The sequence below is a fragment of the Photobacterium sanguinicancri genome (assembly GCF_024346675.1).
In the GTDB taxonomy this organism is placed as follows: domain Bacteria; phylum Pseudomonadota; class Gammaproteobacteria; order Enterobacterales; family Vibrionaceae; genus Photobacterium; species Photobacterium sanguinicancri.
The window spans coordinates 3241798-3267426 of record NZ_AP024850.1 but is presented as its reverse complement, the minus strand read 5'-3'; the positions used below and the strand labels follow the sequence as shown (position 1 = coordinate 3267426).

The following is a 25629-nucleotide window of genomic DNA, read 5'->3' as shown; positions in this document are numbered from 1 at the left end:
TCATTTTTTCCTAAGTAGCACAGTTTCAACTAAGGTAAATAACCCTAAGCTCAGTAGTAGTAGGATGAGTGCTGCGACGGCGGCGGCATCCATTTGATAGCTACCTAATAATTCAAATAAATACAGCGGTAAGGTTTTAAAGTCTTGGCTGCCAAATAAGGCAATCGCACTTAAATCCCCCAGTGACAGAACAAAGCCGATCGCAAAAGCTTGGGCTAGCGGTTTGCGCAGTGCTCGCCATTCCAACAATCGCAGGCGTGATAAGCCTGTCATGCCTAAACTGGCACAGAGTGGATTAAATTGCTGAGCGACGTGCAGCATTGGTTGGCTGAGTGTTTTAATCACGTAAGGAAGTGCCATTAAAGCATTAACCGTCACCACGACCCAAAAGGCCATCGCAAAGGCATCGGTATATTGGCGCAGTAATAAAAATAACCCAGTACTAAGCACTAAGCCTGGGGTCACAAGAATGATTGCGCCGATTAATTCAATACCATCGGCTGCCCACTTTTTGCGTTGCAGACGCCATTGGCGGCTTGTGAGCAAAATGGCGATGCCACTGATAACAGCAATGAAACAAGACATTGTCGCAATCTGTAATGATTGACTGATGGCTTGCCATAATGCAGGTGAGCTCAGTTGGCTAATGAGCTGTTGATTAATGCCTGAAATGATCACCGACAGTAAGGGTGGGGCAACCAGTAAGATCCCACCGCCAATCCATAAGCCGTCCCAAAGTTTACTATGCCACCTATCTTGGTAGTTGTGAGGATCTTGATTCACTGTACCGCTAAGGGTGGCTAACGGTTTAGCAAAACGTTGTGATGCTAACACTAATGAGCAACACAGTAGCATTTGCCACAATGCCAATAAGGCTCCCGCTGCTAGGTCAAAGTCGTAACGTAGGGCTTGGTAAATCGCAAGCTCGATGGTGGTGGCTTTTGGTCCGCCACCGAGCGACATGATCACCGCAAAACTAGTGAAACACAGCATAAAGATTAAGCCGATCACGTGCGGTAATTGCTGCTGTAATCGAGGCCACGCCACTAAGCGAAATTTGTCCCACCCAGTAATACCTAAATGTGCGGCGAGCTGATGTTGCTCGTGAGGGATCCCTTCTAAACTTTGCAGTAACAAACGCACGGCAAGGGGGAGGTTTAAAAAGATGTGGGCCAGTAAGATCCCGCTTAAACCATAAATATTGAGCTGGATATCTACACCAATAGCGGCAAGCCATTGATTAATTAAGCCACTTTTACCGTATATCGACAGTAAACCAAACACCGCGACCAAGACGGGTAGTACCAGCGTCATGGCAAAGATACGCAGTAATAGAGCTCGTCCAATAAATTGGCGGCGAGAAAGTGCATAGGCGACGGGAATCGCGGGAACAACACTTAATAGGGTTGATAGGAATGCTTGGTAGAAACTAAACCCAGTAACGTGGCGTAAATAGGGGTCGTGCCATAAAGTGAGAGGTGATAATTCGTCGGCTTGGCCGAGTAGGGCGCTAATGGCTAATACCATTAACGCCAAGATGCACCCAGCAGCGGTAATGCCGGGTAGTAACGAGGTAAAGCGAGTGTTCAAACGAGATATGCCTTTATTGCGTTAACGCATGTTGCCATTCGCGGATCCAGCTACGGCGCTGTTTAGCAACCTCAGTAGCATCAAACTCCAGTGCTTTTTCAGGTACAGTTAATTGGTTGAAACCATCAGGAAGCGGCTGGGATGTCACTGGATACATCCAATTACCTGTTGCCATATTGGATTGGAAGCCATCACTAACAATGAAATCCATAAATTGATCGGCTAACTTGGGGTGTGGGCTATTTTTGAGCTTGGCGGCCACTTCTACTTGCATGTAATGCCCTTCACTGAAATCTGCGGCGATATATTGATTCTTCTGTTCAGCGATGATGTGGTAAGCCGGAGAGGTGGTGTATGACAACACCATATCAGCTTCGCCTTTGAGGAACATGCTATATGCTTCAGACCAGCCTTTGGTGACGGTCACTGTTTTCTTTGCCATTTGCTGCCATGCATTGGTGGATTGATCGCCATACACTGACTTCATCCATAGCATCAAACCTTGTCCAGGGGTGGAAGTACGAGGATCTTGGTAAAGGATCGATAGATCGTCACGTTCCACTAATTCTTTTAAGCTCTTTGGCGGGTTTTTCAGTTTAGTGCTGTCGTAAACAAACGCAAAGTAACCGTAATCGTAAGGTACGAAGGTGTTGTCATTCCAGCCATTAGGCAAGATAACCTTGCTGGTATCGACTTTGTGCTGCGCTAATAAACCGGTTTTTTTTGCTTCTTCGATAAGGTTGTTATCGAGTCCCAATAGAATATCGGCTTTGCTGTTTCGGCCTTCAAGGCGAACACGATTTAAAATTGAGACGCCATCATCTAGCGCGACTAAATTCAACGTACAGTCACACTCGGCTTCAAATGCTTTTTTAATCGCAGGACCGGGGCCCCAATCAGAGGCAAATGAGCCATAGGTGTACACAGTTAATGTTGCTTTTGCGTCTTGTTCGGCGGCAAATACACTGCTGGTCGCAAGCGTTAAAGTCAGTAGAGGTAGTAGTTTTTTCACAAAGCGCTCCTGATGCCGTTGCATCCTGCTGGCAATAAATCAAATGAGCGAGGGTTGAGAAAAAGGTGGCTTAAGGGAGTATCTGGCTAGATAAACAGTACTTAGCGACTTCTCAATTCCTACGCCAGTATTAGCTGGTTCAGGTTCTGTGGGTTCTGCGTGTGCAATCTCAGCTGAAGAAAGCGTAAGCCTTCTTGTTAGCTCCCCAATGAGAACGTCGTCATTGTAATGGTGCAAGCGTGGTGTTGCTAGGGGACGGGGACAATGATTGGCATTATTTTGCCTCGTTCAGTGCCCAGTCGTAATCATAATCGATATTTTTCAGTGTCACTGGAGTGGTGCGGTATTGATTCAGGTGTCGCTGGAGCTGCGCCGTATTGCCGAAGTCAGCTTGATACCAATCGTATATAGACGACAGTTGGGTCTTGTTATTCGTGCTGATAACGCCTTTTTTACTATTGATGAATTGCTTGGCGGCGAGATCAAGTAAGTGGTCACTATTGCTGGCAGTGAAGGCATGTACTTGTAGATTAGGGCAACCTAGGCTAGCGCAGTTCACCGCATAATGAATACGGTTGTCTTGCCAAATCGGACGTAAGATTCGGTGCTCAATATCATTTAAAGTGAGCTTTTTGCCGTTCACGGTCACGACGTCATCATCCCACGGCCCAAAGCTAAACAACCCACCGATCTTCGTTATCGACTTGATTGGGTAATTATCAACAATGAGTTGTACTGTGAGAGCATTGTAGAGGTTGACCCAATAGGCAAATTGCTCCGCCTTACGGTATTTTAAAGGATTGATTTTACTCATTTCGCGAACGTAGCGATCGAGCTGCCACTTTCCCTCTTGATCGACTTGGTTATAGCTAAATAGCGTTTGATCGCCCTGCTGCACTATGTGGCGGTTGAGCGTCTGTTGCCATAATTGATGGTTGATTGGCATGCTGTTGGCTTCATTACTGCTTTGCCAATATGACCATAAATCCGCTTTGGGAGCTGCGAACACAGTGCTACTGACGAGAAAAATGAATGCCGCAAAAACAAGATGAAAGGTAAGTAAAAGACGAGACTGCATAATCAACCTTTTTAATCAGTAATAACCTAACAACTATAGACCGAGGTGACGGGCTTTTTATTGCAGGTTTTACAATCGGTTGAATGAGAGTGTTGGGTAAAGCGTTAAATAGAACAACACCCCACTAACGCAGGGTGTTGTGACACTGATGTAATTGAGTCAGTAAATACTAACAAACGTAATATTTACTTTAAAAATTCAGGAATATTATCTTCGTAAGCCGCAATTTTATCTTCATGTTGCAGCGTTAGCCCGATGTTATCTAAGCCGTTCAATAAGCAGTGACGGCGGAACTCATCAATCTCGAAATGGTATTGTTTGTTGTTAGCAATCACTAACATCTTTTCCAAATCAACGTTGATCTCTGCGCCTTCGGTACTTTCAACAAATTGAAAAATCTCATCAACTTCGTGCTCGGTTAAGCGTACTGGAACCATTTGATTGTTTATGGAGTTACCGTAAAAAATGTCGGCAAAGCTTGGCGCGATCATCACTTGAATACCGTAATCTGCTAGCGCCCAAGGTGCATGTTCACGCGAAGAGCCGCAACCGAAGTTCTCACGTGCAAGTAAAATACTTGCACCTTGGTAGCGAGGCGCATTCATCACAAACTCAGGGTTCGCTTGCTTACCTGCATCATCAAGAAAACGCCAGTCATGGAACAAGTGTTTACCAAAGCCTGTGCGCGTCACTTTTTGTAGAAATTGCTTAGGAATGATTGCGTCGGTATCGATATTCGCGGTATCTAGCGGCACGACCAAGCCTGTATGTTGTTTAAAACCTGCCATTGTTATCTTCCTCTCGATTATGCCGTTGCGCTGTCTAAGTCGCGAATATCTACAAAATGGCCAGCACACGCTGCCGCCGCTGCCATTGCAGGGCTGACAAGGTGGGTACGGCCATCACGGCCTTGGCGACCTTCAAAGTTACGGTTGCTGGTGGAGGCGCAGCGCTCTTTTGGCCCTAGGCGGTCGTTGTTCATCGCTAGACACATCGAGCAGCCTGGTAGGCGCCATTCAAAGCCGGCATCGATGAAAATTTTATCCAACCCTTCTTGTTCTGCTTGGGCTTTGACTTGCTCAGATCCCGGAACAACGAGTGCTTGAACATTGGCGGCGACTTTGCGCCCTTTCGCGATAGCGGCGGCGGCGCGCATATCTTCAATGCGAGAATTGGTACAAGAGCCAATAAAGACTTTATCAATTGAAAAGTCCGACAGCGTCTTGCCCGCTTCTAGCCCCATATAGGCCAAGGCTTTTTCCGCTGAGGCTTTTTCGACTGGGTCGGCAAAGTCAGCTGGGCTCGGGATAGGTGTATCAATTGCAATCACTTGGCCTGGGTTAGTCCCCCAAGTCACTTGCGGTTTTATATCGGTAGCCGCTAACGTCACCGTCGCATCGAATACTGCATCCTCATCGGTTTTTAGAGTATTCCAGTATTCAACCGCGGCATCAAAGTTGGCATCGGTTGGTGAGAATTTACGGTTCTTAATGTAATCGTAGGTGGTTTGGTCTGGGGCGATTAAACCGGCTTTGGCGCCTAGTTCGATTGCCATGTTGCAGACTGTCATACGTCCTTCCATCGACAAATCTGTTATCGCTTCACCACAAAATTCAACCACATAGCCAGTACCGCCAGCAGCGGTGGTTTTGCCTATGATGGCTAGCACGATATCTTTGGCGGTAATGCCCTCTGCGACTTTACCTTTGACTTCGATTTTCATCGTTTTAGCACGCGACTGTTTGAGGGTTTGGGTCGCTAATACATGTTCAACTTCTGAAGTGCCAATCCCAAAGGCTAGCGAGCCAAATGCGCCGTGTGTTGCGGTGTGTGAATCCCCACAAACAATTGTCATGCCTGGTAGGGTAATGCCCAGTTCAGGGCCCATAACATGCACAATACCTTGGTATTTATGGTTCAGATCGTAAAGTGTTACGCCAAATTCTTCACAGTTTTTGGCGAGCGTTTCCATTTGGATACGGGCCATTTCACCAGAGGCATTAATGTCTTTGGTTTGGGTTGATACGTTGTGATCCATAGTGGCAAACGTTTTGCCAACTTGGCGAACCTGACGGCCTTTTTCACGCAAGCCATCAAACGCCTGAGGTGATGTGACTTCGTGGACCAGATGGCGGTCGATATATAGGATTGGGTTCTCGCCTTCTGCGGCAACCGCAACATGGGCATCGTAAACTTTTTCGTATAGCGTCTTAGGCGCTTTATTTTCTGTATTTTGTGCTGACATTGATCGGTGCTCCTTGCCTATGTTGCTTATGCTTGGCGGATGTAGTCGGCGATCTTATCGCCCATAGCGCTGGTCGTTAGTGCTTGGCCTTCTCCCGCAAGATCTGCGGTTAGCTCTCCCGCTTCTAGCGCTTGCGAAACCGCTTGTTCAATCGCGCGGGCAGCGTCTTCTTCATCAAGGCTATAACGTAGCATTAGCGCGGCTGACAGAATTTGTGCAACAGGATTCGCGATGTTCTTACCTGCGATATCAGGAGCCGAACCACCAGCGGGTTCGTACATGCCGAACTTTTCTTGGTTTAAGCTAGCCGACGGTAACATGCCCATTGAGCCTGTGATCATCGCGCACTCATCGGAAATAATGTCGCCGAAAATGTTTGAGCACAGCATTACATCAAACTGAGACGGGTCTTTGATCAGTTGCATGGTCGCGTTATCAATGTACATGTGATTAAGCGTGACTTCAGGGTAATCTTTCGCGACTTCTTCAACGACTTCACGCCATAGGATCGAGCTTTGTAGAACATTGGCTTTATCTATCGAGTAGACGTTTTTATTACGTAGCATCGCGGATTCAAACGCGATACGGGCAATTCGCTCTATCTCGTAGCGATGATAAATCTCGGTGTCATACGCTTTTTCTTGTGGGCCTTCACCCTCACGGCCTTTAGGTTGGCCAAAGTAGATCCCACCTGTTAGCTCGCGTACCACTACAATATCGAAACCACGTTCAGAAATATCTGCGCGCAGTGGTGAGAACTTTTCTAGCCCGCTATGAATTTGCGCAGGACGCAAGTTACAAAAAAGCTGAAAATGTTTACGCAATGGCAGTAGTGCCCCTCGTTCTGGTTGATCATTTGGGGCGAGGTGCTCCCATTTAGGGCCACCTACAGAGCCAAACAATACCGCATCAGAATCTTCACAGCCTTTTAGAGTCGAATCGGGTAGCGGGCAACCATGGTTATCAATGGCGATACCGCCAACATCAAACTCGGCGCGCTCTAGGGTAAAACCAAATTTGGCTTCAACAGCATCTAGCACTTTATGGGCTTGCTGCATCACTTCTGGGCCAATACCGTCACCCGGTAGAACTGCAATTTTGTATGTACCTGCCATGGTTATTTGTCTCCGTAACTTGTCGTGATTCGTTATAAATTGGGTTGGCGTAGCGCGTATTCATTTTGCTGATTAACGGCTACGCCTAAATATGATGGGCGGTGTTATACCGTCGCGGTACGCTCTTTAATTTCTGCAATTTGATCGGCGCGGTGGATGCTATTGATAACGTGTAGCAATGCTTGGCCTGATGCTTCAACAATATCAGTCGCAAGGCCCGTACCGTGGTATTTACGGCCTTTGTAGTTGGCAATGATGTCAGCTTGGCCCAAACCGTCTTCCCCTTCACCTTTGGCGGTAAGGTCGAATTTATCCAAGACGATTTCATAACCCGTTAGGCGGTAGATACATTGGTATAGCGCATCAACAGGGCCGTTACCGACCGCGGCTTCGCACTTTTCGTCATCGCCGCACTGTAGCTTGATACTGGTAGTCGCCATGATGCTACCTGACTGCACACTTAGGTAATTTAGCTTAAAGAAGTCATCTTCTTCGCGTAGATTAGCGAAGTGCATTAGGGCTTCTAGATCGTAATCAAACACTTGGCCTTTGCGATCGGCCAGTTTTAGGAAATCGGCGTATAGCGCATCTAGGCTGTATTCATTTTCAGTGTAGCCAAGGGTATCCATATGACTTTTAACGGCGGCGCGACCAGATCGACTGGTTAGGTTCAGTGCTTGGTTTTTAAGCCCGATAGACTCAGGGGTCATGATCTCGTAGGTGTTCTTGTTCTTTAGCATCCCATCTTGGTGGATACCCGATGAGTGGCTAAAGGCATTGGCACCGACAATGGCTTTATTCGCTTGAATAGGTGAGTTACACAGTTGGCTGACCATCTTACTGGTACGGTGAATTTCATCGTGTTTGATGTTGGTGTGAACACCCAAGAAGTCAGCGCGGGTTTTGATGATCATCGCAATTTCTTCTAGTGAACAGTTACCAGCACGTTCACCCAGACCATTAATGGTGGCTTCAACTTGGCGAGCCCCCGCTTGGACTGCTGCCATCGAGTTAGCTACCGACATACCAAGATCGTCATGGCAGTGCACCGAGATAATGGCTTTATCGATATTAGGTACGCGATCAAATAGTTGGGCCACGATACCGCCAAACTCGTTGGGTAGGGTGTAACCCACGGTATCAGGAATATTGATGGTGTTGGCGCCTGCATTGATAGCAGCTTCCACCATGCGACATAGGTTATCGATTGGTGTACGACCTGCATCTTCACAGGAAAATTCCACATCATCCGTGTAATTACGTGCGCGTTTAACCGCAGCAACGCCCATCTCGATAACATCATCGTAGCTACGACGTAGTTTATCTTGTACGTGTACTGTCGAGGTGGAGATAAAGGTATGAATACGGAAGGCTTCGGCAACTTTTAACGATTCAGCCGCCACATCTATGTCTTTCGCCACCGCCCGTGATAGAGCGCACACTCGGCTGTTTTTAATATGTTTAGCAATGGTTTGCACTGATTCAAAGTCGCCAGGTGAAGAAACTGGAAAACCCGCTTCTATTACATCGACCCCTAGGCGTTCCAGCGCGTAAGCGATTTGTAGCTTTTCTTTTACCGTTAGGCTTGCTGATAGTGCCTGTTCACCATCACGAAGCGTGGTATCGAAAATAATGACTTGATCTTTCATTGCTACTTCCTTTTATTGGCCTGCCTAATAGTGCGTTCATTGGTATTAGGCTTAGTCTGCATCCGCTTGCGCTGGCTCTGATATAAAAAACCCGCGCTATCTGCGCGGGCTTATTCAATGCTTAGTGGCGTTTCCTACTCATAAGCTACCCGCGCGAATTATTCACGATAAGGAGGAGGCTTAAGAGGATAAAGAAACGGTTAGTCATATTTACATGTCTTCCACAAAGTTGATAACAAATGAATACCAAATAGACAGGTTAAAGGTCAACCACTATTTGGTGTTTAATTTTGTTTGTGTTGCTATCATTATGATATTTATGGTTTTATTTCTTTTTGCGAGTGCGCGGTGGTCGCTGGTTAAGTTATTGATACAAGAGATGAAGCGATGAGTGATTATTCACTTTGTTGTTACAGACGTTAAATAAGTGAAATGCATTTTCTATCGAATAATCTGCTGTATTTAAGGTTTGTCACGGGTTGTTTACTTGGTTCACAGTATTAATTAATCAATTGGTTAAATTAAGATGAATAATAGAGTGAACCTTTTAATGGTTCAGTTAGTACAATTATTAATCGTATGATTAATTTGGTAGAGATGTAAGTTAATGGCAGGAAAAGCAGGTCGTCCAGTAGGTGATTCCGATGCGCGTGAACGTCTAATTATAGAAGCGCGTAAGTTGTTTGTCGTTTTACCTTATAGCAAGGTTTCGACCCGCATGATTGCATCAAGGGCCGATGTGAACGTCGCGCTGATTCGCTACTACTTTGAAAATAAGGCCGGCTTATACCAAACCATGATGCATGAAACCATGGAGCCCATCCAAGCCCAGATGAGAGTGGTAATGGATAAAGGGGATTTCGATTCTATTGGCGAATTCATGCGTACTTATTACCGTATTATGGCGCCAAACCCAGATATGCCGAAGCTAATGTCACGCGCCATGATGCTTGCGCCTGATGATCCTCAGCGTCAAATGATGGAAAAAATGGTGAGAGATATTGCCCGTCCAGCGACCGACATGATGTTTACCAAGTTGCAGCAAAATGGTCAGCTAAATCCAGGTATGGATCCCGAAAAGGCACGGATGACATTCATTAGTATGATGGTTTTCCCGTTTTTAATCCCGCCTGCCATGCTTGAAATTCATGGGATAGAAATGACGGAAGAGTATTTATTTGAGCTAGCGGAGCACAATGTAAAAGTGCTTACACAAGGAATTTTTAATCAAAAAGGAGAGGGTAAGTGATTGATCTCAATAGAAAGCTATTATTCATACCTGCCTTGATGGCTGGCATTTTAATCTTAGTGTTAGCTGTTAAGTTACGCCCTTCTCCTAGCAGTAAGCCCGCCTTGGAACGCAGTCGGGCGGTGGATGTTATTACCTTGCACCAGCAACCGTTAGCCCCTCAAGTAACAGGCTTTGGCCGCGTAAAACCCAAGGTAGAGTGGAAGGCGATTTCAGAAGTCAGCGGTAAAGTGATTTTTCGCCATCCAGAATTAGAAAAAGGCCGAGTCCTTGACGCAGGTACGGTGATATTAAAAATTGATCCACTTGATTACCAGTTAACGCTAGCAAAAGCAGAGGCCGATATTAGCTCAAGCGAGGCGCAATTAGCTAAGTTGGACTTGGAAGAAAAAAACCTTAAAAGCACACTTAAAATAGAAAAAAATCGTTTAGCGATCAGTAAAAAAGAAGTGACGCGCAAAGAAGAGTTACGTCGTAAAGGGCTGACGTCGCAATCGGCATTAGATTTAGAGAAGCAATCCTACTTGGCAAGCCAAAAGGTGGTACAGGATTTAGAAAGCCAGCTCCAAGTCTTACCGAAAGAGCGTCGTGTTAGTGAAGCGCAGCTGCAAGTGAATCAATCGAAAGTAGAAGAAGCCCAACGATCGCTAAGTAAGACCGAGATTGTATTGCCGATTGATGCACGTATTTCGAGTGTAGATATTGAGCAAAACCAAGTCGTTAATATGCAACAAACCATGTTAGTGGCTCATGGTATTGCTGAGATTGAAGTCGATGCTCAAGTGGCGCTGCATGACATGCAAGCATTGGCATCAAGCCTGAATCACTATACAGCCCACGCCGACGGACGCCCACGTGCCGATCAGTTGGCGCTGCAAGCGAGTATTCAATTGGCAAGTGGCCAGTTTGTGCAGCAATGGACCGCCAAAGTTGCGCGGATCAGCGATACCGTCAGTGCCAATCAAGCGACTGTCGGGGTGATCCTTGAAGTAGCGCAAGATTACAGTCAACTGTCTCCTGAAACCGCGCCGCCGTTAGTGAATGGGATGTTTGTTCAAGCGACTTTGGAAGGCCAAGATAATCCACACTGGGTGATCCCTGAACGTGCATTACACGGTGATAAAGTGTACTTACTGAGTGATGACAACACCTTAAGCATTAAACCTGCCACTGTGTTATTCCGTCGTGAAGGTTTGGTCGCTGTACAGGGGGATTTTATTGCTGAGCAACAACTAGTGGTTAACGATCTTTTGCCTGCGGTTGAAGGTATGGCACTAAGAGTGGTGAGTAAGGATGGCCAAGCCGTTGCTAAACCACCCAAAGGTGAAGGGGCGTCACAATCATGATTCGCTTTTTCTCTCGTCATCCAACAGCCGCAAACTTGATGATGTTTGCGTTGTTATTGTTGGGTTTTGTGTCGTTACCGCAAATAAAACGGGAAACCTTTCCTGAGTTTTCACCACCATACATTATTGCCTCTGTGGTCTATCCAGGGGCGTCGCCACAAGAAGTGGAACAAAGCATATGTATGAGAATGGAAGACGCAGTTGATGGTCTTGCCAATATCGAAGAAACCCGTTGTGAAGCCGTAGAGGGCTCTGCCTCATTGGTTTTGAAACTCACCAGTAGTGATGTGGTTTCTCGCATGCTGGTGGATGTACAAACCCAAATTAATGCGATCAATGACTTCCCTGCAGAAATTGAATCCCCAATCGTGCGTGAATTGGATTGGAATGAACCTGTGGTTGATGTCGCAATTAGCGCAGATACCAACTGGCCACATTTGAAAGCGTATGCCGAAGAATTAAAGCGTAAGCTCAAAATTGACTATGGCGTCTCTTTGGTTGCAGTGAGTGGCTTTTCTGACCATCAATTACGAGTGGAATTAAAAGAAACGGCGCTGCGTCAATTAGGGCTGAGTGTTGGGGATATTGCGGATCGCTTATCACGCCAAAACATAAAATTGCCAAGCGGCAATATTGAATTAGCAGATAAAAACCTATTGATCCGCTTTGATGAGCAAAAGATCACGCCAGATACATTGGCGCAAACGGTGATTGGTGCTGATCCCGCAGGGGCTGTATTACGCCTCGGTGATATTGCGACGATCACCGATCGCTTTGAACTTGATGAACAAAAAATTCTGTTTGATGGCAAGCCCTCCGCTATTTTGAAAATCAGTAAAAATAAAGCTGATGATGCTTTGCGGATCAAAGAGCGGGTACAGGCGTTTGTTGAAGCTGAAAGCCAAATTGCCCCAACGGGTGTCACACTTAGCCTGACCAATGATATTTCATCGGTACTGTGGGATCGTTTAACCATGATGGTCGATAACGGTTTGCAAGGGGTGGTGTTGGTGTTCTTCACCATGTGGCTGTTCTTTACCTTCCGTTATTCGTTTTGGGTTGCCGCGGGTCTACCTGTTGCCTTTATGGGCAGCCTGTTCTTGATGGCGGGCTTGGGGTTATCCATCAACATTATGTCGCTAGTCGCCTTGCTGATGGCGATTGGTATCATGATGGATGATGCCATCGTGATCGCTGAGTCTATTGCCGCCCATTTAGAGCGGGGTCAATCGGTGCCTGATGCTGTGTTTAATGGGGTCAAAAAAGTCTTTCCTGGTGTTCTCTCTTCTTACCTGACCACTGTGTGTATTTTCGGTAGCTTGTTATTCCTTGATGGTGAAATGGGGGCTGTACTTAAGGTTGTACCGCAGGTGCTGATATTAGTGCTAACCATCAGTTTAATTGAAGCTTTCTTTATTTTACCGCACCACTTAAGCCATTCATTACAAAAGCAGCGTAGCAAAGAAGAAAAACCTGATATCAAGTTCAAGCGGGTGTTTCTGGCTAAATTTGAGCATTTTCGTCAAAACCAATTAGTTACCGCCGTTGATGCCGTCGTGCGTTGGCGTTATTTGTTCCTAGGGGCGGTAGTTGCAATGTTGTTTGCATCTGCGGCGTTATTGGCGGGGGGCGCTCTAAAATTTGTTGGCTTCCCTGATCTTGATGGTGATATCGCAGAAGCGCGCATTATTTTAGCGCCTGGCGCATCATTGTCTCAGACGGAAAAAGTGGTGGCTCATATAGTTCAGGCTGCTGAGCGCTTGAATGTTGAATGGAGCCGTGATGTAGAAGGCGGTAATACGCTAGTAGAACACATTACAGAGCAATATAACGCCAATGCTGATGCTGACGAAAAAGGCCCACACGTCGCGACAGTGCGACTCGATTTACGTGGCGCGGAGTCACGCAATACAGTGATTGATGAGTTTGTTGCGGCTTGGCGAGAAGAAGTCGGTACATTAGCTGACCCTATTTCGCTGGTGTTTAAGCAGCCAATCATGGGGCCGGGTGGGCGAGCGGTTGAAATTCGGATGCAGCACGATGAACTCACGGCGTTAAAAGCAGCGTCGCTGGAAGTACAGGCCTTCTTGAATGAGTTTGATGGCGTGTACGGGGTGTTGGATGATATGCGGATGGGTAAGCAAGAAGTCTTAGTGACTCTGCGTCCTGGGGCGGAAAGCTTTGGTGTTGATGGCCAAATGATAGCATCGCAATTGCGGGCAGCTTACTTTGGTCAAAAGGCGGATGATATCCAGCTCGGCCCTGAAAACATCGAAGTTGAAGTTCGATTTGATAAAGCGGAAGCTGGCAATCTGCAAACCTTGGCCAGTTTCCCTATTATTCTTAGCGACGGTAGCCAAATTCCATTAGCATCAATAACCGAGCTCAGTTATCAGCGTAACTATGTCCGTATCCAGCGAATTGATGGCTTGCGGACCTTAAGTGTTTATGCCGACCTTGAGCACAGTAAAATCAGCTCGACCGAGATCCTGACATTATTTCGCCAGCAAGAGATCCCTAACCTGAAAATGAAGTACCCAGGGTTACGCTTCAACTTTGAAGGTGAAGCTAAAGATACGGCTGAAACCGGTCAGTCGATGGCGATAGGTTTTGCACTTGGGGTGTTTGGGGTGTTTGTGATTTTGAGTTTTCAATTCCGCAGTTACCTTGAACCTTTTGTGGTATTGCTTGCTATTCCATTGGCGTTGATTGGGGTATTTTGGGGACACTGGCTACTAGGGCACGCGTTAAGTATGCCAAGTATCATGGGCTTTGTATCGCTGGCTGGGGTCGTGGTCAATGACTCTATATTACTGGTGCAATATATTCGACACCATGTGGATGATGGCGACAGCGTGCACGATGCGGTAGTGAAAGCGAGCCGAGAGCGTTTTCGCGCCGTGTTCTTAACGTCTCTCACGACTGCAGCGGGTTTATTGCCGTTACTATTAGAGACAAGCCTACAAGCCCAAGTCATTCAGCCGTTGGTGATTTCTATCGTATTTGGTATTTTCACTTCCACCTTACTGGTACTGTTTATGATCCCAGCAGCCTATGCGATTTTGGCTGATTTTGGGTTAGTTAAAAAACATGAGCCGTTAGCTGCGTAAAGTAACCTTATTGCGCTGAAAGGCGTTTATTAATTGATAGGCTTGTCGATATATAAAATGACAAAGCAGACCGTTGTTTGCTTTGTCATGCTCTCTTCTTATTAGCGCGACTCTCTTATTCTTCCCACCTCTACCTGCAACTAATGCCTTAATACTCAACATGATGAGATTAGTGCAGCCAGTGACGATGATGGACCTCTTGAACATACAATGTTGGTTGGGTGTAGAGCCTCTGATTGAGCTACATTTTCCTTACCTTGTTTCGGTTGGTATGCATGGATGTTGAATTTGAATAAATATCAGTTTGATGAATTGTGATTTCACCGGTGAACACAGGTTGAATTCTTTGAGCCTTTCATTGAAATCGAACTTATTTTTTCAATGAAATAGCCTCACTTTTCGACGATTAATTTGATAACTGGGGTTTATTGATTCGCTGTTTTCTCGATGGGAACGGTGTTTGATTAGGTTGTCGATGTCAAAAAGCAATCGATTAACTTGCTTATAATTAAGACTTTATCTTAATAAAAGATATTTTTGTTTTTTTTAGATGTACATTAATGATTTGATTTTAAATAATTTATATTCTGATTTTATATTTTGTGTGGTTAATTGCGATTAACCGTGTTGTTAGCCTATTGGTTTCATCAATCTGTTTGGACAATACTGAGCGCATCCCAACGGTGGGATGTAATGATTTTTAAGTGTGGTTGTTTTTTAGTATTGATGACCATCTCAAATATAACGCTCATATTCATTCAAAATTGAGGCTAAAAAATGACACGCAGAAGTTCAGCTATTCACTCTGTTGATGGTTATAAAATGGAGTCAAACCTACGTAGTGTAGATCTTAATTTGCTCACAGTGTTTGATGCCGTAATGCAAGAACAGAACATCACACGAGCGGCACATAACTTAGGCATGTCTCAGCCCGCAGTTAGTAATGCGGTTGCGCGTTTAAAAGTGATGTTTAATGATGAATTGTTTATTCGCCATGGTCGCGGCATTCAACCGACCCAACGTGCCAAACAATTATTTGGCCCTATGCGCCAAGCACTGCAGTTGGTAAAAAACGAACTACCTTCATCAATCTTTTCGCCTGAAACATCAACGCGTACCTTTAAGTTAGCCCTATGCAGCCCGTCAGATATGCGTTTTGCCCCGCATATCTTACGCTCTGTTACTGAGCAAGCGCCGAATCTGCGCATGCAACTTGAAGCAGAATTTGATGCGAAGCTAACGCAAAAGATGCGTTACCAAGAAATCGATTTTGTGATTGATTACGTACGTTTCGACGAAGCGGGTTTTTGCAGTACAGAGTTATTCAGCGATGAGCTTGTGGTGATTGCAGCGCAAAACCACCCGCGTTTGAGCGACAGCGTGTCTGAATCTCAGTTCGCCTCTGAAAAACATGCGCTGCTAAAAGCGATGCCTGGTGTGAAGATGTTTGCTGACCATATTTATAATAAACATAACTCTTACCAAGAAGCTTACCAAGGCGCGAGCTTGAGCAACATTATGTATGTTGTTGGTCAATCTGACCTTATTGCCGTGGCTCCACGTTGGTTGGCGGAGTCTGTTGCTGATAATCTAGAATTAAAGATACTGGATTTACCATTTGAAGCGGCAAGCATTAGCGGTTACCTGAGCTGGCACGAGTCTTCACAAAAAGACAAAGGTCACATCTGGATGCGTGATCAACTGATGTCTATCTGTGGCAATCATGCCTAAGTGCTCACTTTGCTTATTGATGAATAAAAGCCAGCGTTGCTGGCTTTTGTTTTATATGGAACAAACGGGCTTTCTCTTAGTAACTAGCTTGCTGGGCTGTCTTACTTTCTTACATTTGTATGAAATGTATTAAAAAGTCGTATCAGCCCTGTAGTGGTCAGGGGTTAGAGTGAGATAGATGCAACAAAATCAGTAAATTTTGAAGGCGAGTGGTTGCCTTTTTTACCATCAAAGGTAAACTTCGCACCTCAGTTAAGCTTACATGTGTAAGCTAAAAGATCAGGGTTGTTATGGGTAAACGTGACTTTCATTTAGTAAATCGTATCCGCACGCAGATTGCTCGTCTGGGTGACCGTGCTGCTTTACGTCATCAGGTTGCCGATGAATGGCAAGATATCACGTGGTCTGAGTTTGGTGCTCAGATCCAAGAACTTGCTATTTCAATGTTGGCCAAAGGCCTAAACGTACAAGACAAGGTCGGTATTTTCTCCAATAATATGCCGAACTGGACAGTTGCAGATATGGCAACCTTGTACTGTCGCGCGGTAACCGTGCCGATTTACCCAACCAGTACGCCCGATCAGGCTGCGTACATCATTAACAATGCAGATATGCGTATCTTGTTTGTTGGTGAGCAAGCTCAGCATGATGCTGCTGTGCAAATTGCAGAACAATGCCCTGAGCTAGAGCACATTGTTGTGATGTGTGATGACGTTATATTAGCGGATCACCCATTAGTTAGCCGTTTAAGTGAGTTTGTTACTGAACACTCAATTGAAGCAGAAAATGCATTAACTGAGCGTCTTGATAACATCGCAATGGACGATTTGCTGACACTCATTTACACCTCGGGTACGACTGGTACACCGAAAGGCGTCATGCTGGATTACACCAATATTGCCTCGCAATTAGAGAGCCATGATACGAACTTAGCGTTAGATGAAGGCGATAGTTCGCTTTGTTTTCTTCCGCTATCACATGTTTTTGAACGTGCTTGGACTTTCTTTGTATTGCACCGTGGTGGGGTGAACTGTTATTTAAGCGATACCAATAAAGTGCGTGAAGCTCTAGCGGATGTTAAGCCAAATGTAATGGCGGCAGTACCGCGTGTTTATGAAAAAATTTACTCGTCTGTATATGAAAAAGTCGCTAAAGCTCCTTTCCACCGTAAATTGATTTTTACTTGGGCTGTGAACATGGGCGCGCGTATGGCTGCATGCCATCAAGAGAGTCGCAAACCTTCAGCGATGTTGAAGCGTGCGCATAAGCTGGCAGATAAAATGGTGCTGTCTAAGCTCCGTGACGTGCTTGGTGGTCAGATAAAATTCATGCCATGTGGTGGCGCGAAGCTGGATCCAACCATTGGCCGTTTCTTCCATGCTATCGGTGTTAACGTGAAGCTGGGCTACGGCATGACAGAAACTACAGCGACTGTTTCATGCTGGAGTGATCATAACTTTAATCCTGATTCTATCGGCGTGATTATGCCTGGCGCTGAAGTGAAAATTGGCAAAGACAACGAAATTTTAGTCCGTGGTCCAATGGTAATGCGCGGCTATTACAAAATGCCGGAAGAGACTGCAAACAACTTCACTGAAGATGGTTTCTTGAAAACAGGTGATGCTGGTGAGTTTGACGCTGAGGGTAATTTATATATTACTGATCGTATCAAAGAGCTGATGAAAACATCGGGTGGTAAGTACATTGCACCACAAGTGATTGAAGGTAAAATTGGTAAAGACCACTTTATCGAGCAAATTGCTGTTATTGCTGATACGCGTAAATTCGTGTCTGCATTGATTGTTCCGTGTTTTGAATCGCTGGAAGAGCATGCCCGCGAACTGAATATTAAGTATAAAGACCGCATCGACCTACTTAAGAAAACGGAAATTAAAGAACTCCTTGATCAACGTATCGCTGAGCTACAAAAAGACTTGGCGCGTTTTGAGCAAGTGAAGAAGTTTACTTTGTTGCCAAAAGCCTTCTCGATGGATAAAGGTGAGCTGACGCCAACGCAGAAACTGCGTCGTAAAGTGATTCATGATCGTTACCATCAAGAAATTGAACGCATGTACGAAGAGAGTCACAAAAAAGCTAAATAGTCAGTAGGTTGCAATACTGCTAATGCCAGTGGAGACGCAACTGAAAATCCCCTGTTGAAAAGGAGCCTTGTGCTCCTTTTCTTTTTCTACTTGCCCCCCCATTTTTCTGCTTATCACTCCCCGCTGTTTATCTTGCTACAGCAATACGATCTGCCATCGCTTTCCCGTAACGCCGCTATTTTATAATTAGCATACTCTGCGTATGGCGTATTTATTAGCGATAAACACCATTCAACACAGCCACACCCAGATGATTTCGATGAATTTTTATTAATGGTAGAGCAATAACGCATAGTGACTTTTGCGCATAGACTTAAATGCTAATAAAACGTTACAGTTATTACGGTTGTCCGTTATCTGTTATCAGATTAAGCGGAAACATAGCGCGAAAAATTCACTTTAGGCTAAAAGTAAGCCCTAACTATGTTGTATCAGCCCATATAGCTAATTATTTATTTGGCACCCTGTATTTGTCTTGTCGTTAATGGATTACGTCATCAATCACAGGGTAATGCACAGCGAGCCGATATATCGCAAATCAAGCAGGCGTATGAAGACATGATGTTCATACCAGTGTCTGTGGTGAGAATCGCGGCTTAGTTGGAAGAATTAGCTATATAGGCTGGTCACACTGACCTGGAGGCAAGAAATATGGAAATGTTGTCCGGCGCCGATATGATTGTTCGTTCAATGATCGATCAAGGCGTAAAACACATCTTTGGATACCCTGGTGGTTCGGTGCTCGATATCTACGATGCACTGCATGAAAAAAGCGATATAGAGCACGTCCTCGTACGTCATGAGCAAGCCGCGGTTCATATGGCTGATGGTTATGCCCGTGCAACTGGAGATGTGGGGGTTGTCCTTGTGACTTCAGGCCCTGGTGCTACTAATGCGATTACCGGTATTGCAACGGCGTATATGGACTCTATCCCAATGGTGGTCTTTTCCGGTCAGGTGATGAGTAATCTTATTGGTAATGATGCCTTCCAAGAGTGTGACATGGTGGGTATTTCTCGTCCTGTCGTGAAACACAGCTTTTTAGTTAAGAAGCCTGAAGATATTCCTGCGATCATCAAAAAAGCCTTTTATATTGCCGCGAGCGGCCGTCCTGGGCCTGTGGTTATTGATATCCCTAAAGACATGCTGAATCCAGCGGAGGCCTACCCATATCAGTACCCAGAAGATATCTCATTACGCTCATATAACCCAACCACTCAAGGTCATAAAGGGCAGATTAAGCGCGGTCTTAAAGCCTTATTAGCGGCGAAAAAGCCAGTGCTATATGTGGGTGGTGGTGCAATCATGTCAGCCTGTAGTGAGCAACTACTGAGCCTTGCTGAATCGCTAAACATTCCTGTTGTTAATACCCTTATGGGCCTAGGCGCCTTCCCGGGGACTCATAAAAACTGCTTAGGAATGCTAGGCATGCATGGTACTTATGAAGCCAATATGGCCATGCATAATGCTGACCTTATTTTTGGGGTTGGGGTGCGTTTCGATGACCGTACGACCAATAATGTTGAAAAGTACTGTCCTAATGCAACGATCATGCATATCGATATCGATCCATCTTCAATATCGAAAACAATTGCAGTTGATATTCCAATTGTAGGCTCGGCTGATACGATCCTTAATTGCATGCTTAAACTATTGTCCGATCAAGAGGCAACGAATGATCAGGATGCGGCAGCAAGCTGGTGGGCGGATATCGAAACATGGCGTAGCCGTAAGTGCTTAAACTACGATGCTTCGGGTGATCGCATCAAACCACAACAAGTGATTGATGTTCTTTATCGCCTGACCAATGGTGATGCTTATGTCACATCAGATGTAGGCCAGCATCAGATGTTTGCAGCCTTGTATTATCCGTTTGATAAACCGCGTCGTTGGATTAATTCTGGTGGTTTAGGCACCATGGGGTTTGGTCTACCTGCAGCAATGGGCGTTAAGTTTGCCTTGCCTGATGCAGAAGTGGTTTGTGTCACTGGTGATGGCAGTATTCAAATGAATATCCAAGAACTATCGACAGCGCTGCAATACGATATCCCAGTGAAAATTATCAATTTGAATAATCGCTTCTTGGGGATGGTAAAACAGTGGCAAGATATGATCTACCAAGGTCGCCATTCACATTCTTATATGGACTCAGTGCCTGATTTTGCTGCTATAGCTGAAGCCTATGGCCATGTAGGTGTCAGGATCTCGGATCCGAAAGAATTGGAAGGTGAGCTAGAAAAAGCACTGGCGTTAAAAGATAAATTGGTTTTCATTGATATCAGTGTGGATGAAACTGAGCACGTTTACCCGATGCTGATCCGTGGTGGCTCAATGAGTGAAATGTGGTTAAGTAAAACGGAGAGAACATAATGCGCAGGATAGTATCAGTATTATTAGAAAATGAATCTGGGGCATTATCACGTGTTGTTGGCTTGTTCTCTCAGCGTGGTTATAACATTGAATCGCTTACCGTAGCCCCGACGGATGATAAAACATTATCCCGACTGAATATCACCACCAATGTGGAAGATGATGCCGCGCTGGAACAAATAGAGAAACAGCTTCATAAACTGATCGATATTCTGAAAGTCAGCAATGTGACGGAAGGCGAACATGTCGAACGTGAACTGATGCTGGTGAAGGTAAAGGCCAGTGGTTTTGCTCGCGCTGAAGTGAAACGCACCGCGGATATTTTCCGTGGGCAGATTGTTGATGTGACGACTCAGATTTACACCATTCAACTTGCAGGAACGAGTGACAAGCTTGATGCGTTTATTTCTGCCGTTGGTGAAGCGACAGAGATTATTGAGGTTGCCCGCAGTGGTGTGGTTGGCGTAGCTCGAGGGGAGCGTGCGCTAAAAGCTTAATTATAAAAGACGTTCACGAAGCCACCATCCAACGATGGTGGCTTTTTTTGTTGGTTGGTTTTGAACGATTGAGAGGGTGCTATTTCTGTTTAGCAAATTTATGACGGTAGTATTAGACTAAAGTTGTAGAAGGTTAAAATTTGCACAACACAAGAAAGGGCGTAAACTAGCGCCTCTTTTTATACGGGCGATAAAGTGCTTATATCGACTAAAGTCGTAGGTTCGGTATAGAGCAGCGCGGATAGGTTAATTATTAGGATGCGGTACGATCAAAGTGAAAGGATACTCGCTGGTGGAGTAGTAACAATGATCAATAAATTCTTAGTACGCTTAACGGCGTTAACCGCTTTATTGCTGGGGTTTAATGTCAGTGCGATATATTTTTTGCTGGTGGTGCTGCTACTAAATACCCATCACAGAGATATTTTTGGTTGGTGATGAAGCTCGATCGCCCGATCGAGCTATAACATCAGACCTACAGATAGGCTTTAATCATTTCAACGGCACGTTGGAAATGACTATTGAGCAAGGTTAATGCTTGCTCGGTGTCCTTATTCAGCACCGCTTTCATCATAGCTTCATGTTCACCATTATCGTGATAGCGTTCTTGATAATCACGAGAACGGCATACCCAAATATGACGATAGCGCTCTATTTGGTCATACACCTCACGGTATAAATCGAGCATGATAGGGGAGTTACTTCCCGCTAACAGTGCTAAATGAAATTGGCTGTGGCGTTGTTCCCACTCGACAAAATCCACTTCAGATTCAGCTGGGTTGATCCGGCTGAGTTTATGGTAACTTGTCAAAATATTGATTTCCCATGCCTCATCACCATTTTGGATTGCTCGCTCGATCAGCACCCGAGAAAGTACCAAATTAGTCTCAAATAAATCTTCGAGTTCAGCTAAAGAAATAGGGGAAACCCAGCATCCCTTTTGAGGAGCGAATCGGACAAACTTTTTCCAAGATAGTTGGACTAAAGCTTCTCGGATCGGAGATGCACCAACGTTATAACGTTGCTTTAAATCGGCAACAACAAGCTTTTGGCCGGGCGCTAGTTCGCCGAGCAAGATGTCTTGTCGAATCACCTCTGTGACTTGATTGGTCAAAGTTGGGCTAGACACAAAATTCCTCTTATGAGTTTTATATTCCCTCTATAGTCATGCCAGTGGCAAGCAAAGGGATATTATTATGCATTGTACGGCAAATTAGGCTATCACAGGGCGGTATATGCCTGTTGGGTATCAAACGCGAAGTTGAAAGTATATGTTTTATATGAAATTAGAGCGATAAGCAAACATTTGAAATGTGAGGACGAGCGAGGGTTCAGCGATGATAACGTCAAAAATAACAGATAAAAAAACGGGAGCCATAAGGCTCCCATTTAAATCTGATTGTACAAAAAGCTAGGCTTATAGTACGTGTACAGATGCTGTGTTTGTAGTGCCTGATGGTACTAGAGCACCAGAAACCATAACAACGATATCACCTTTAGCACCTAGACCAGTTTCAAGCGCAAGCTCTTTACCGCGACCGTAGAATGCATCAGTGCTGTCGATTGAATCAACAACAACAGGTGTAACACCTTTAGTCAGTGCAAGTTGTGCAGCTGTCTTAGTGTTTGTTGTTACTGCTAGGATGTTTGCAGTTGGGAAGTACTTACGTACTGAACGTGCAGATTTACCCGCTTCAGTTGCAACAACGATAAGTGGAGCACTTAGCTTCTCAGAAGTATCAACTGCGCCTTTACATACCGCTTCAGTGATACGTAGACGAGAGCTATCTAGGCGAGAACCTAGCTCTGCTTTAAGTGCTGAATCTGTACGTGCACAGATTTGAGCCATGATAGTTACAGCTTCGATAGGGTATTTACCCTTAGCTGACTCACCAGAAAGCATTACTGCATCAGTACCATCCATGATTGCGTTAGCAACATCACCCGCTTCTGCGCGTGTTGGACGTGGGTTCTTGATCATTGAATCAAGCATTTGAGTTGCAGTGATAACCACTTTACGTGCACGGTTACACTTCTCGATCATCATCTTCTGCGCGAAGATAACTTCTTCAACTGGGATTTCAACACCTAGATCGCCACGAGCAACCATGATGCCGTCAGAAGCTTCAAGAATAGCGTCAAAGTTATCAACACCTTCTTGGTTCTCAATTTTCGAGATAATTTGGATGTTTTCGCCGCCGTTAGCTGTTAGAAGCTCACGAATTTCGATTACATCAGATGCTTTACGAATGAAAGATGCAGCAACGAAATCAACGTTTTGCTCACAACCAAACTTAAGGTCAGCTTTATCTTTTTCAGATAGTGCTGGAAGGTTTACAGAAACGCCAGGTAGGTTAACACCTTTGTTCTCACCTAAATCACCGTTGTTAAGTACTTTACACTTAACTTCAGTTTCAGTTGTTGCAAGTACTTCCATCTCGATTAGACCATCGTCAACCAAGATAGTGTTGCCTTTTTGAAGGTCTTTCGCAAAACCAGGGTAAGTCACAGCAACGCGATCTTGGTTGCCCACAACTGTAATATCAGTTGTGAATGTGAATTCTTGACCAGCAACTAGAGGGAAGTCTTCACCGTTCTCTAGTTTGATAGTACGAATCTCAGGACCTTTAGTATCTAACAGAATAGCTAGAGGCTTACCAGACTCAGCCATAACGTCACGTAGGTTTTGGATGCGCTGACCGTGCTCATCGAAATTACCGTGTGAGAAGTTAAGACGCATTACGTTCATACCAGCGTTAGCTAGTTTAGTAAGCATTTCAACTGATTCTGTTTTTGGTCCAATCGTACATACGATTTTGGTCTTTTTCATTGAGGATACTCTCCGGAAAAACTTAAACCCAAGGGAAATTTAAAAAACCACAGTGTTATACATGAAAGTCAGTGATCAAATATGTTGAAAAATGACTACAAAACGAGAGGCAGTTCAAATAAACGAAACTTACTATCGTTAAAAACTGTAGTAATGCAAAAGTGTTACAAAAATATTGCGTTACACAAGCATTGTACTTGCTTGTGTAACGAAACATAAAATATAGAACTGCGTTAAAAATAGGTTAACTTTCAATCATCCCAATCATAAAAGCTGCACTCAAACAAGTGGAGGATTATAGCAGGGTTTCATTCTATTAACACCTTGTGACGTTAATCAACATTTCACAAAGAGGTGGCTGATTATGCCCAACTTCAACAAAAAAGTTTTGTCATTTATCAATTGTGGTGCTTTTTTTCAAACTTATCTTTCTTGAGCCTTTAAGGATGCTTGCTTATTACTTCGGATATTTGGATGGAGTCGGTAATACATCACACAAAACAACAGTGTTTTTTATGGGGTTGTGTTGTAGTAATATTCTGCTTATAAGTGACGGGTCAAAAAAAAAGATAAATGACCATAGGTGTATCACTCTTTTTATAACAAGGACTTTTATGTATTTAAGCCGTACGACAGTAGCAGTAGTTATTGCTTCCGCCCTTTCTGGTTGTGGTGGTGCTAACGATTCTAACAACAATAATCCAACGCCAACAAAGCCAACCACCACTAAGGTAAATGTGTATTCTTCGGTGGAAAATTGCTCAGTGAAAGCTGATGTGCCTAATTGCCACTTTGAGAAAGGGATTTATATTCTTAAAGTCAATAAGGCGACGACAGATGCACAGCAGCAACGTGTTATTCAGCGAGTGAAGAACATGATGGAGTGGGCACATGACGAGGTACGTAAACAGTTTGCCAATAAACGTACTGTTATTGGTATTGTTGAAGGTGAGGCGCAGTTGAACGGGCCTTTAGGTGAGTTTGTTCTCGCTTTAAACAGCCAGAAGGTAAAAGGGCTCACCATTGAAGGGATTGAGTTGATTTATACCAACCAAGGTAAAGATGAAACGCTATACCCAACAACCTACCAAAAGATGATGCAGGTATATGATTACTACATTGATGGTAATAGTAACTCTGCGGTCGGCTCAGAATTGACCTCTGCCTATGGGGAGTTCAAGCGGGTTTTAAAAGCTAAAAAAAGTGAAGCTGGTGCAGCTGAATACTTGACCTTTAATGAGTGTAATTATGGGAATCAGCAGTTAGGCGCAGATCGTGCGGTTGATACACCGAGTAAATGCATTTTGAGTCACCCAGACGACCCCGCCAAACCAAGTATTGATGATGAAGGTAATGATATTGCTAATGGTAAGCCTGATATGGTGCATACCGTAAAACTGAACCTTAACCCTGGTGCACTGCTGGGGACGGTTTATGAGTACAAGGTTGAGCCTGGAAAGAATACGCCTGCTGGTGAATTAAAAGGTTCCAAGGGAGCAGCTTTTACCAATAGTGGCAAGCTGGGCGAAGGTAAAGCGACAGATGTGAGCTGGGCTAGTCCAGCCTTTAAACCACTAAATGACTTTATGGATAAGTGGTTCTTCGTCAATAAGTAATGAGCTGTATAAAAAACAGTAAATAGAGACAATTATCTAAAACAACAAGGCTGAAGGATTACAATTCCTTCGGCCTTTTTCTATTTTGT

General features: G+C 44.7%; 18 protein-coding genes and 1 riboswitch. Of the genes, 9 read left to right on the top strand and 9 right to left on the bottom strand.

Going from position 1 to position 25629, the window contains the following annotated elements; translation table 11 throughout:
* From thiP to leuA, 7 genes are all read right to left on the bottom strand, one after another.
* Positions 1-1590 (bottom strand): thiamine/thiamine pyrophosphate ABC transporter permease ThiP, encoded by a 1590-nt coding sequence (gene thiP, locus OCU87_RS14970; protein ID WP_261857488.1) that lies wholly within the window; start codon positions 1588-1590, stop codon positions 1-3.
* 13 nt (positions 1591-1603) lie between these two features.
* The gene (gene thiB, locus OCU87_RS14965) at positions 1604-2602 is read right to left on the bottom strand and encodes a thiamine ABC transporter substrate binding subunit (RefSeq protein ID WP_390960112.1); all 999 of its coding nucleotides are present in this window, start codon (positions 2600-2602) and stop codon (positions 1604-1606) included.
* A 99-nt stretch (positions 2603-2701) separates the two neighbouring features.
* A riboswitch (TPP riboswitch) is annotated at positions 2702-2820 on the bottom strand.
* 56 nt (positions 2821-2876) lie between these two features.
* Entirely contained in the window at positions 2877-3680 is an 804-nt protein-coding gene (locus OCU87_RS14960) for a DUF547 domain-containing protein (protein ID WP_261857486.1), read from the bottom strand.
* A 185-nt stretch (positions 3681-3865) separates the two neighbouring features.
* Positions 3866-4468 (bottom strand): 3-isopropylmalate dehydratase small subunit, encoded by a 603-nt coding sequence (gene leuD / locus OCU87_RS14955; RefSeq protein WP_062691765.1) that lies wholly within the window; start codon positions 4466-4468, stop codon positions 3866-3868.
* A gap of 17 nt (positions 4469-4485) precedes the next feature.
* Positions 4486-5925 carry a 3-isopropylmalate dehydratase large subunit gene (gene leuC / locus OCU87_RS14950; RefSeq protein WP_261857485.1) on the bottom strand — a complete coding sequence of 480 codons (1440 nt, stop codon included), beginning with the start codon at positions 5923-5925 and terminating at the stop codon, positions 4486-4488.
* 26 nt (positions 5926-5951) lie between these two features.
* Positions 5952-7040, bottom strand: a complete 1089-nt coding sequence (leuB, locus tag OCU87_RS14945) for a 3-isopropylmalate dehydrogenase (RefSeq protein ID WP_261857484.1) — start codon at positions 7038-7040, stop codon at positions 5952-5954.
* A 104-nt stretch (positions 7041-7144) separates the two neighbouring features.
* On the bottom strand, positions 7145-8689 hold the full coding sequence (leuA, locus tag OCU87_RS14940; protein WP_261857483.1) for a 2-isopropylmalate synthase: 1545 nt from the start codon (positions 8687-8689) through the stop codon (positions 7145-7147).
* Between the two features lie 607 nt (positions 8690-9296).
* Between leuA and OCU87_RS14935 the strand changes: the two genes are divergently transcribed.
* The 8 genes from OCU87_RS14935 to OCU87_RS14900 all read left to right on the top strand — a co-directional run bounded on the left by OCU87_RS14935 (position 9297) and on the right by OCU87_RS14900 (position 21532).
* Positions 9297-9938 (top strand): TetR/AcrR family transcriptional regulator, encoded by a 642-nt coding sequence (locus OCU87_RS14935; protein WP_261857482.1) that lies wholly within the window; start codon positions 9297-9299, stop codon positions 9936-9938.
* On the top strand, positions 9938-11284 hold the full coding sequence (locus OCU87_RS14930; RefSeq protein ID WP_261858394.1) for an efflux RND transporter periplasmic adaptor subunit: 1347 nt from the start codon (positions 9938-9940) through the stop codon (positions 11282-11284). The genes OCU87_RS14935 and OCU87_RS14930 overlap by 1 nt, the downstream gene beginning before the upstream one ends.
* Positions 11281-14394, top strand: coding sequence for an efflux RND transporter permease subunit (locus OCU87_RS14925; protein ID WP_261857481.1), 3114 nt, complete (start codon positions 11281-11283; stop codon positions 14392-14394). Before OCU87_RS14930 ends, OCU87_RS14925 begins: the two co-directional genes overlap by 4 nt.
* Before the next feature lie 777 nt (positions 14395-15171).
* Positions 15172-16125, top strand: coding sequence for a transcriptional regulator LeuO (leuO, locus tag OCU87_RS14920; protein WP_062691768.1), 954 nt, complete (start codon positions 15172-15174; stop codon positions 16123-16125).
* A gap of 290 nt (positions 16126-16415) precedes the next feature.
* Entirely contained in the window at positions 16416-18227 is a 1812-nt protein-coding gene (locus OCU87_RS14915) for an AMP-dependent synthetase/ligase (protein WP_261857480.1), read from the top strand.
* Positions 18228-18878: 651 nt separating this feature from the next.
* Positions 18879-20597, top strand: coding sequence for an acetolactate synthase 3 large subunit (locus OCU87_RS14910; protein WP_261857479.1), 1719 nt, complete (start codon positions 18879-18881; stop codon positions 20595-20597).
* Positions 20597-21094: an acetolactate synthase small subunit gene (ilvN, locus tag OCU87_RS14905; RefSeq protein ID WP_062691772.1), complete on the top strand. Its 498-nt coding sequence runs from the start codon at positions 20597-20599 to the stop codon at positions 21092-21094. Before OCU87_RS14910 ends, ilvN begins: the two co-directional genes overlap by 1 nt.
* A gap of 306 nt (positions 21095-21400) precedes the next feature.
* Positions 21401-21532, top strand: a complete 132-nt coding sequence (locus OCU87_RS14900) for a hypothetical protein (protein ID WP_048899495.1) — start codon at positions 21401-21403, stop codon at positions 21530-21532.
* Between the two features lie 37 nt (positions 21533-21569).
* Here the strand turns inward: OCU87_RS14900 and OCU87_RS14895 are convergent, their stop codons facing one another.
* Together OCU87_RS14895 and pykF are read right to left on the bottom strand one after the other, a co-directional pair.
* Positions 21570-22223 (bottom strand): GntR family transcriptional regulator, encoded by a 654-nt coding sequence (locus OCU87_RS14895; protein ID WP_062691774.1) that lies wholly within the window; start codon positions 22221-22223, stop codon positions 21570-21572.
* A gap of 288 nt (positions 22224-22511) precedes the next feature.
* Positions 22512-23924 carry a pyruvate kinase PykF gene (pykF, locus tag OCU87_RS14890; RefSeq protein WP_062691776.1) on the bottom strand — a complete coding sequence of 471 codons (1413 nt, stop codon included), beginning with the start codon at positions 23922-23924 and terminating at the stop codon, positions 22512-22514.
* Positions 23925-24538: 614 nt separating this feature from the next.
* Between pykF and OCU87_RS14885 the strand changes: the two genes are divergently transcribed.
* A complete protein-coding gene (locus OCU87_RS14885; protein WP_062691777.1) occupies positions 24539-25540 on the top strand; it encodes a hypothetical protein in 1002 nt (333 codons plus the stop codon).
* Positions 25541-25629 lie beyond the last annotated feature (89 nt).

Coding starts and splice junctions, on each gene's coding strand:
- OCU87_RS14910 (WP_261857479.1), top strand. CDS start 18,879: ATGGAAATGTTGTCCGGCGCCGATATGATTGTTCGTTCAATGATCGAT.
- OCU87_RS14960 (WP_261857486.1), bottom strand. CDS start 3,680: ATGCAGTCTCGTCTTTTACTTACCTTTCATCTTGTTTTTGCGGCATTC.
- leuD (WP_062691765.1), bottom strand. CDS start 4,468: ATGGCAGGTTTTAAACAACATACAGGCTTGGTCGTGCCGCTAGATACC.
- leuO (WP_062691768.1), top strand. CDS start 15,172: ATGACACGCAGAAGTTCAGCTATTCACTCTGTTGATGGTTATAAAATG.
- leuA (WP_261857483.1), bottom strand. CDS start 8,689: ATGAAAGATCAAGTCATTATTTTCGATACCACGCTTCGTGATGGTGAA.
- OCU87_RS14900 (WP_048899495.1), top strand. CDS start 21,401: ATGATCAATAAATTCTTAGTACGCTTAACGGCGTTAACCGCTTTATTG.
- leuC (WP_261857485.1), bottom strand. CDS start 5,925: ATGTCAGCACAAAATACAGAAAATAAAGCGCCTAAGACGCTATACGAA.
- OCU87_RS14915 (WP_261857480.1), top strand. CDS start 16,416: ATGGGTAAACGTGACTTTCATTTAGTAAATCGTATCCGCACGCAGATT.
- OCU87_RS14925 (WP_261857481.1), top strand. CDS start 11,281: ATGATTCGCTTTTTCTCTCGTCATCCAACAGCCGCAAACTTGATGATG.
- leuB (WP_261857484.1), bottom strand. CDS start 7,040: ATGGCAGGTACATACAAAATTGCAGTTCTACCGGGTGACGGTATTGGC.
- OCU87_RS14885 (WP_062691777.1), top strand. CDS start 24,539: ATGTATTTAAGCCGTACGACAGTAGCAGTAGTTATTGCTTCCGCCCTT.
- OCU87_RS14935 (WP_261857482.1), top strand. CDS start 9,297: ATGGCAGGAAAAGCAGGTCGTCCAGTAGGTGATTCCGATGCGCGTGAA.
- pykF (WP_062691776.1), bottom strand. CDS start 23,924: ATGAAAAAGACCAAAATCGTATGTACGATTGGACCAAAAACAGAATCA.
- ilvN (WP_062691772.1), top strand. CDS start 20,597: ATGCGCAGGATAGTATCAGTATTATTAGAAAATGAATCTGGGGCATTA.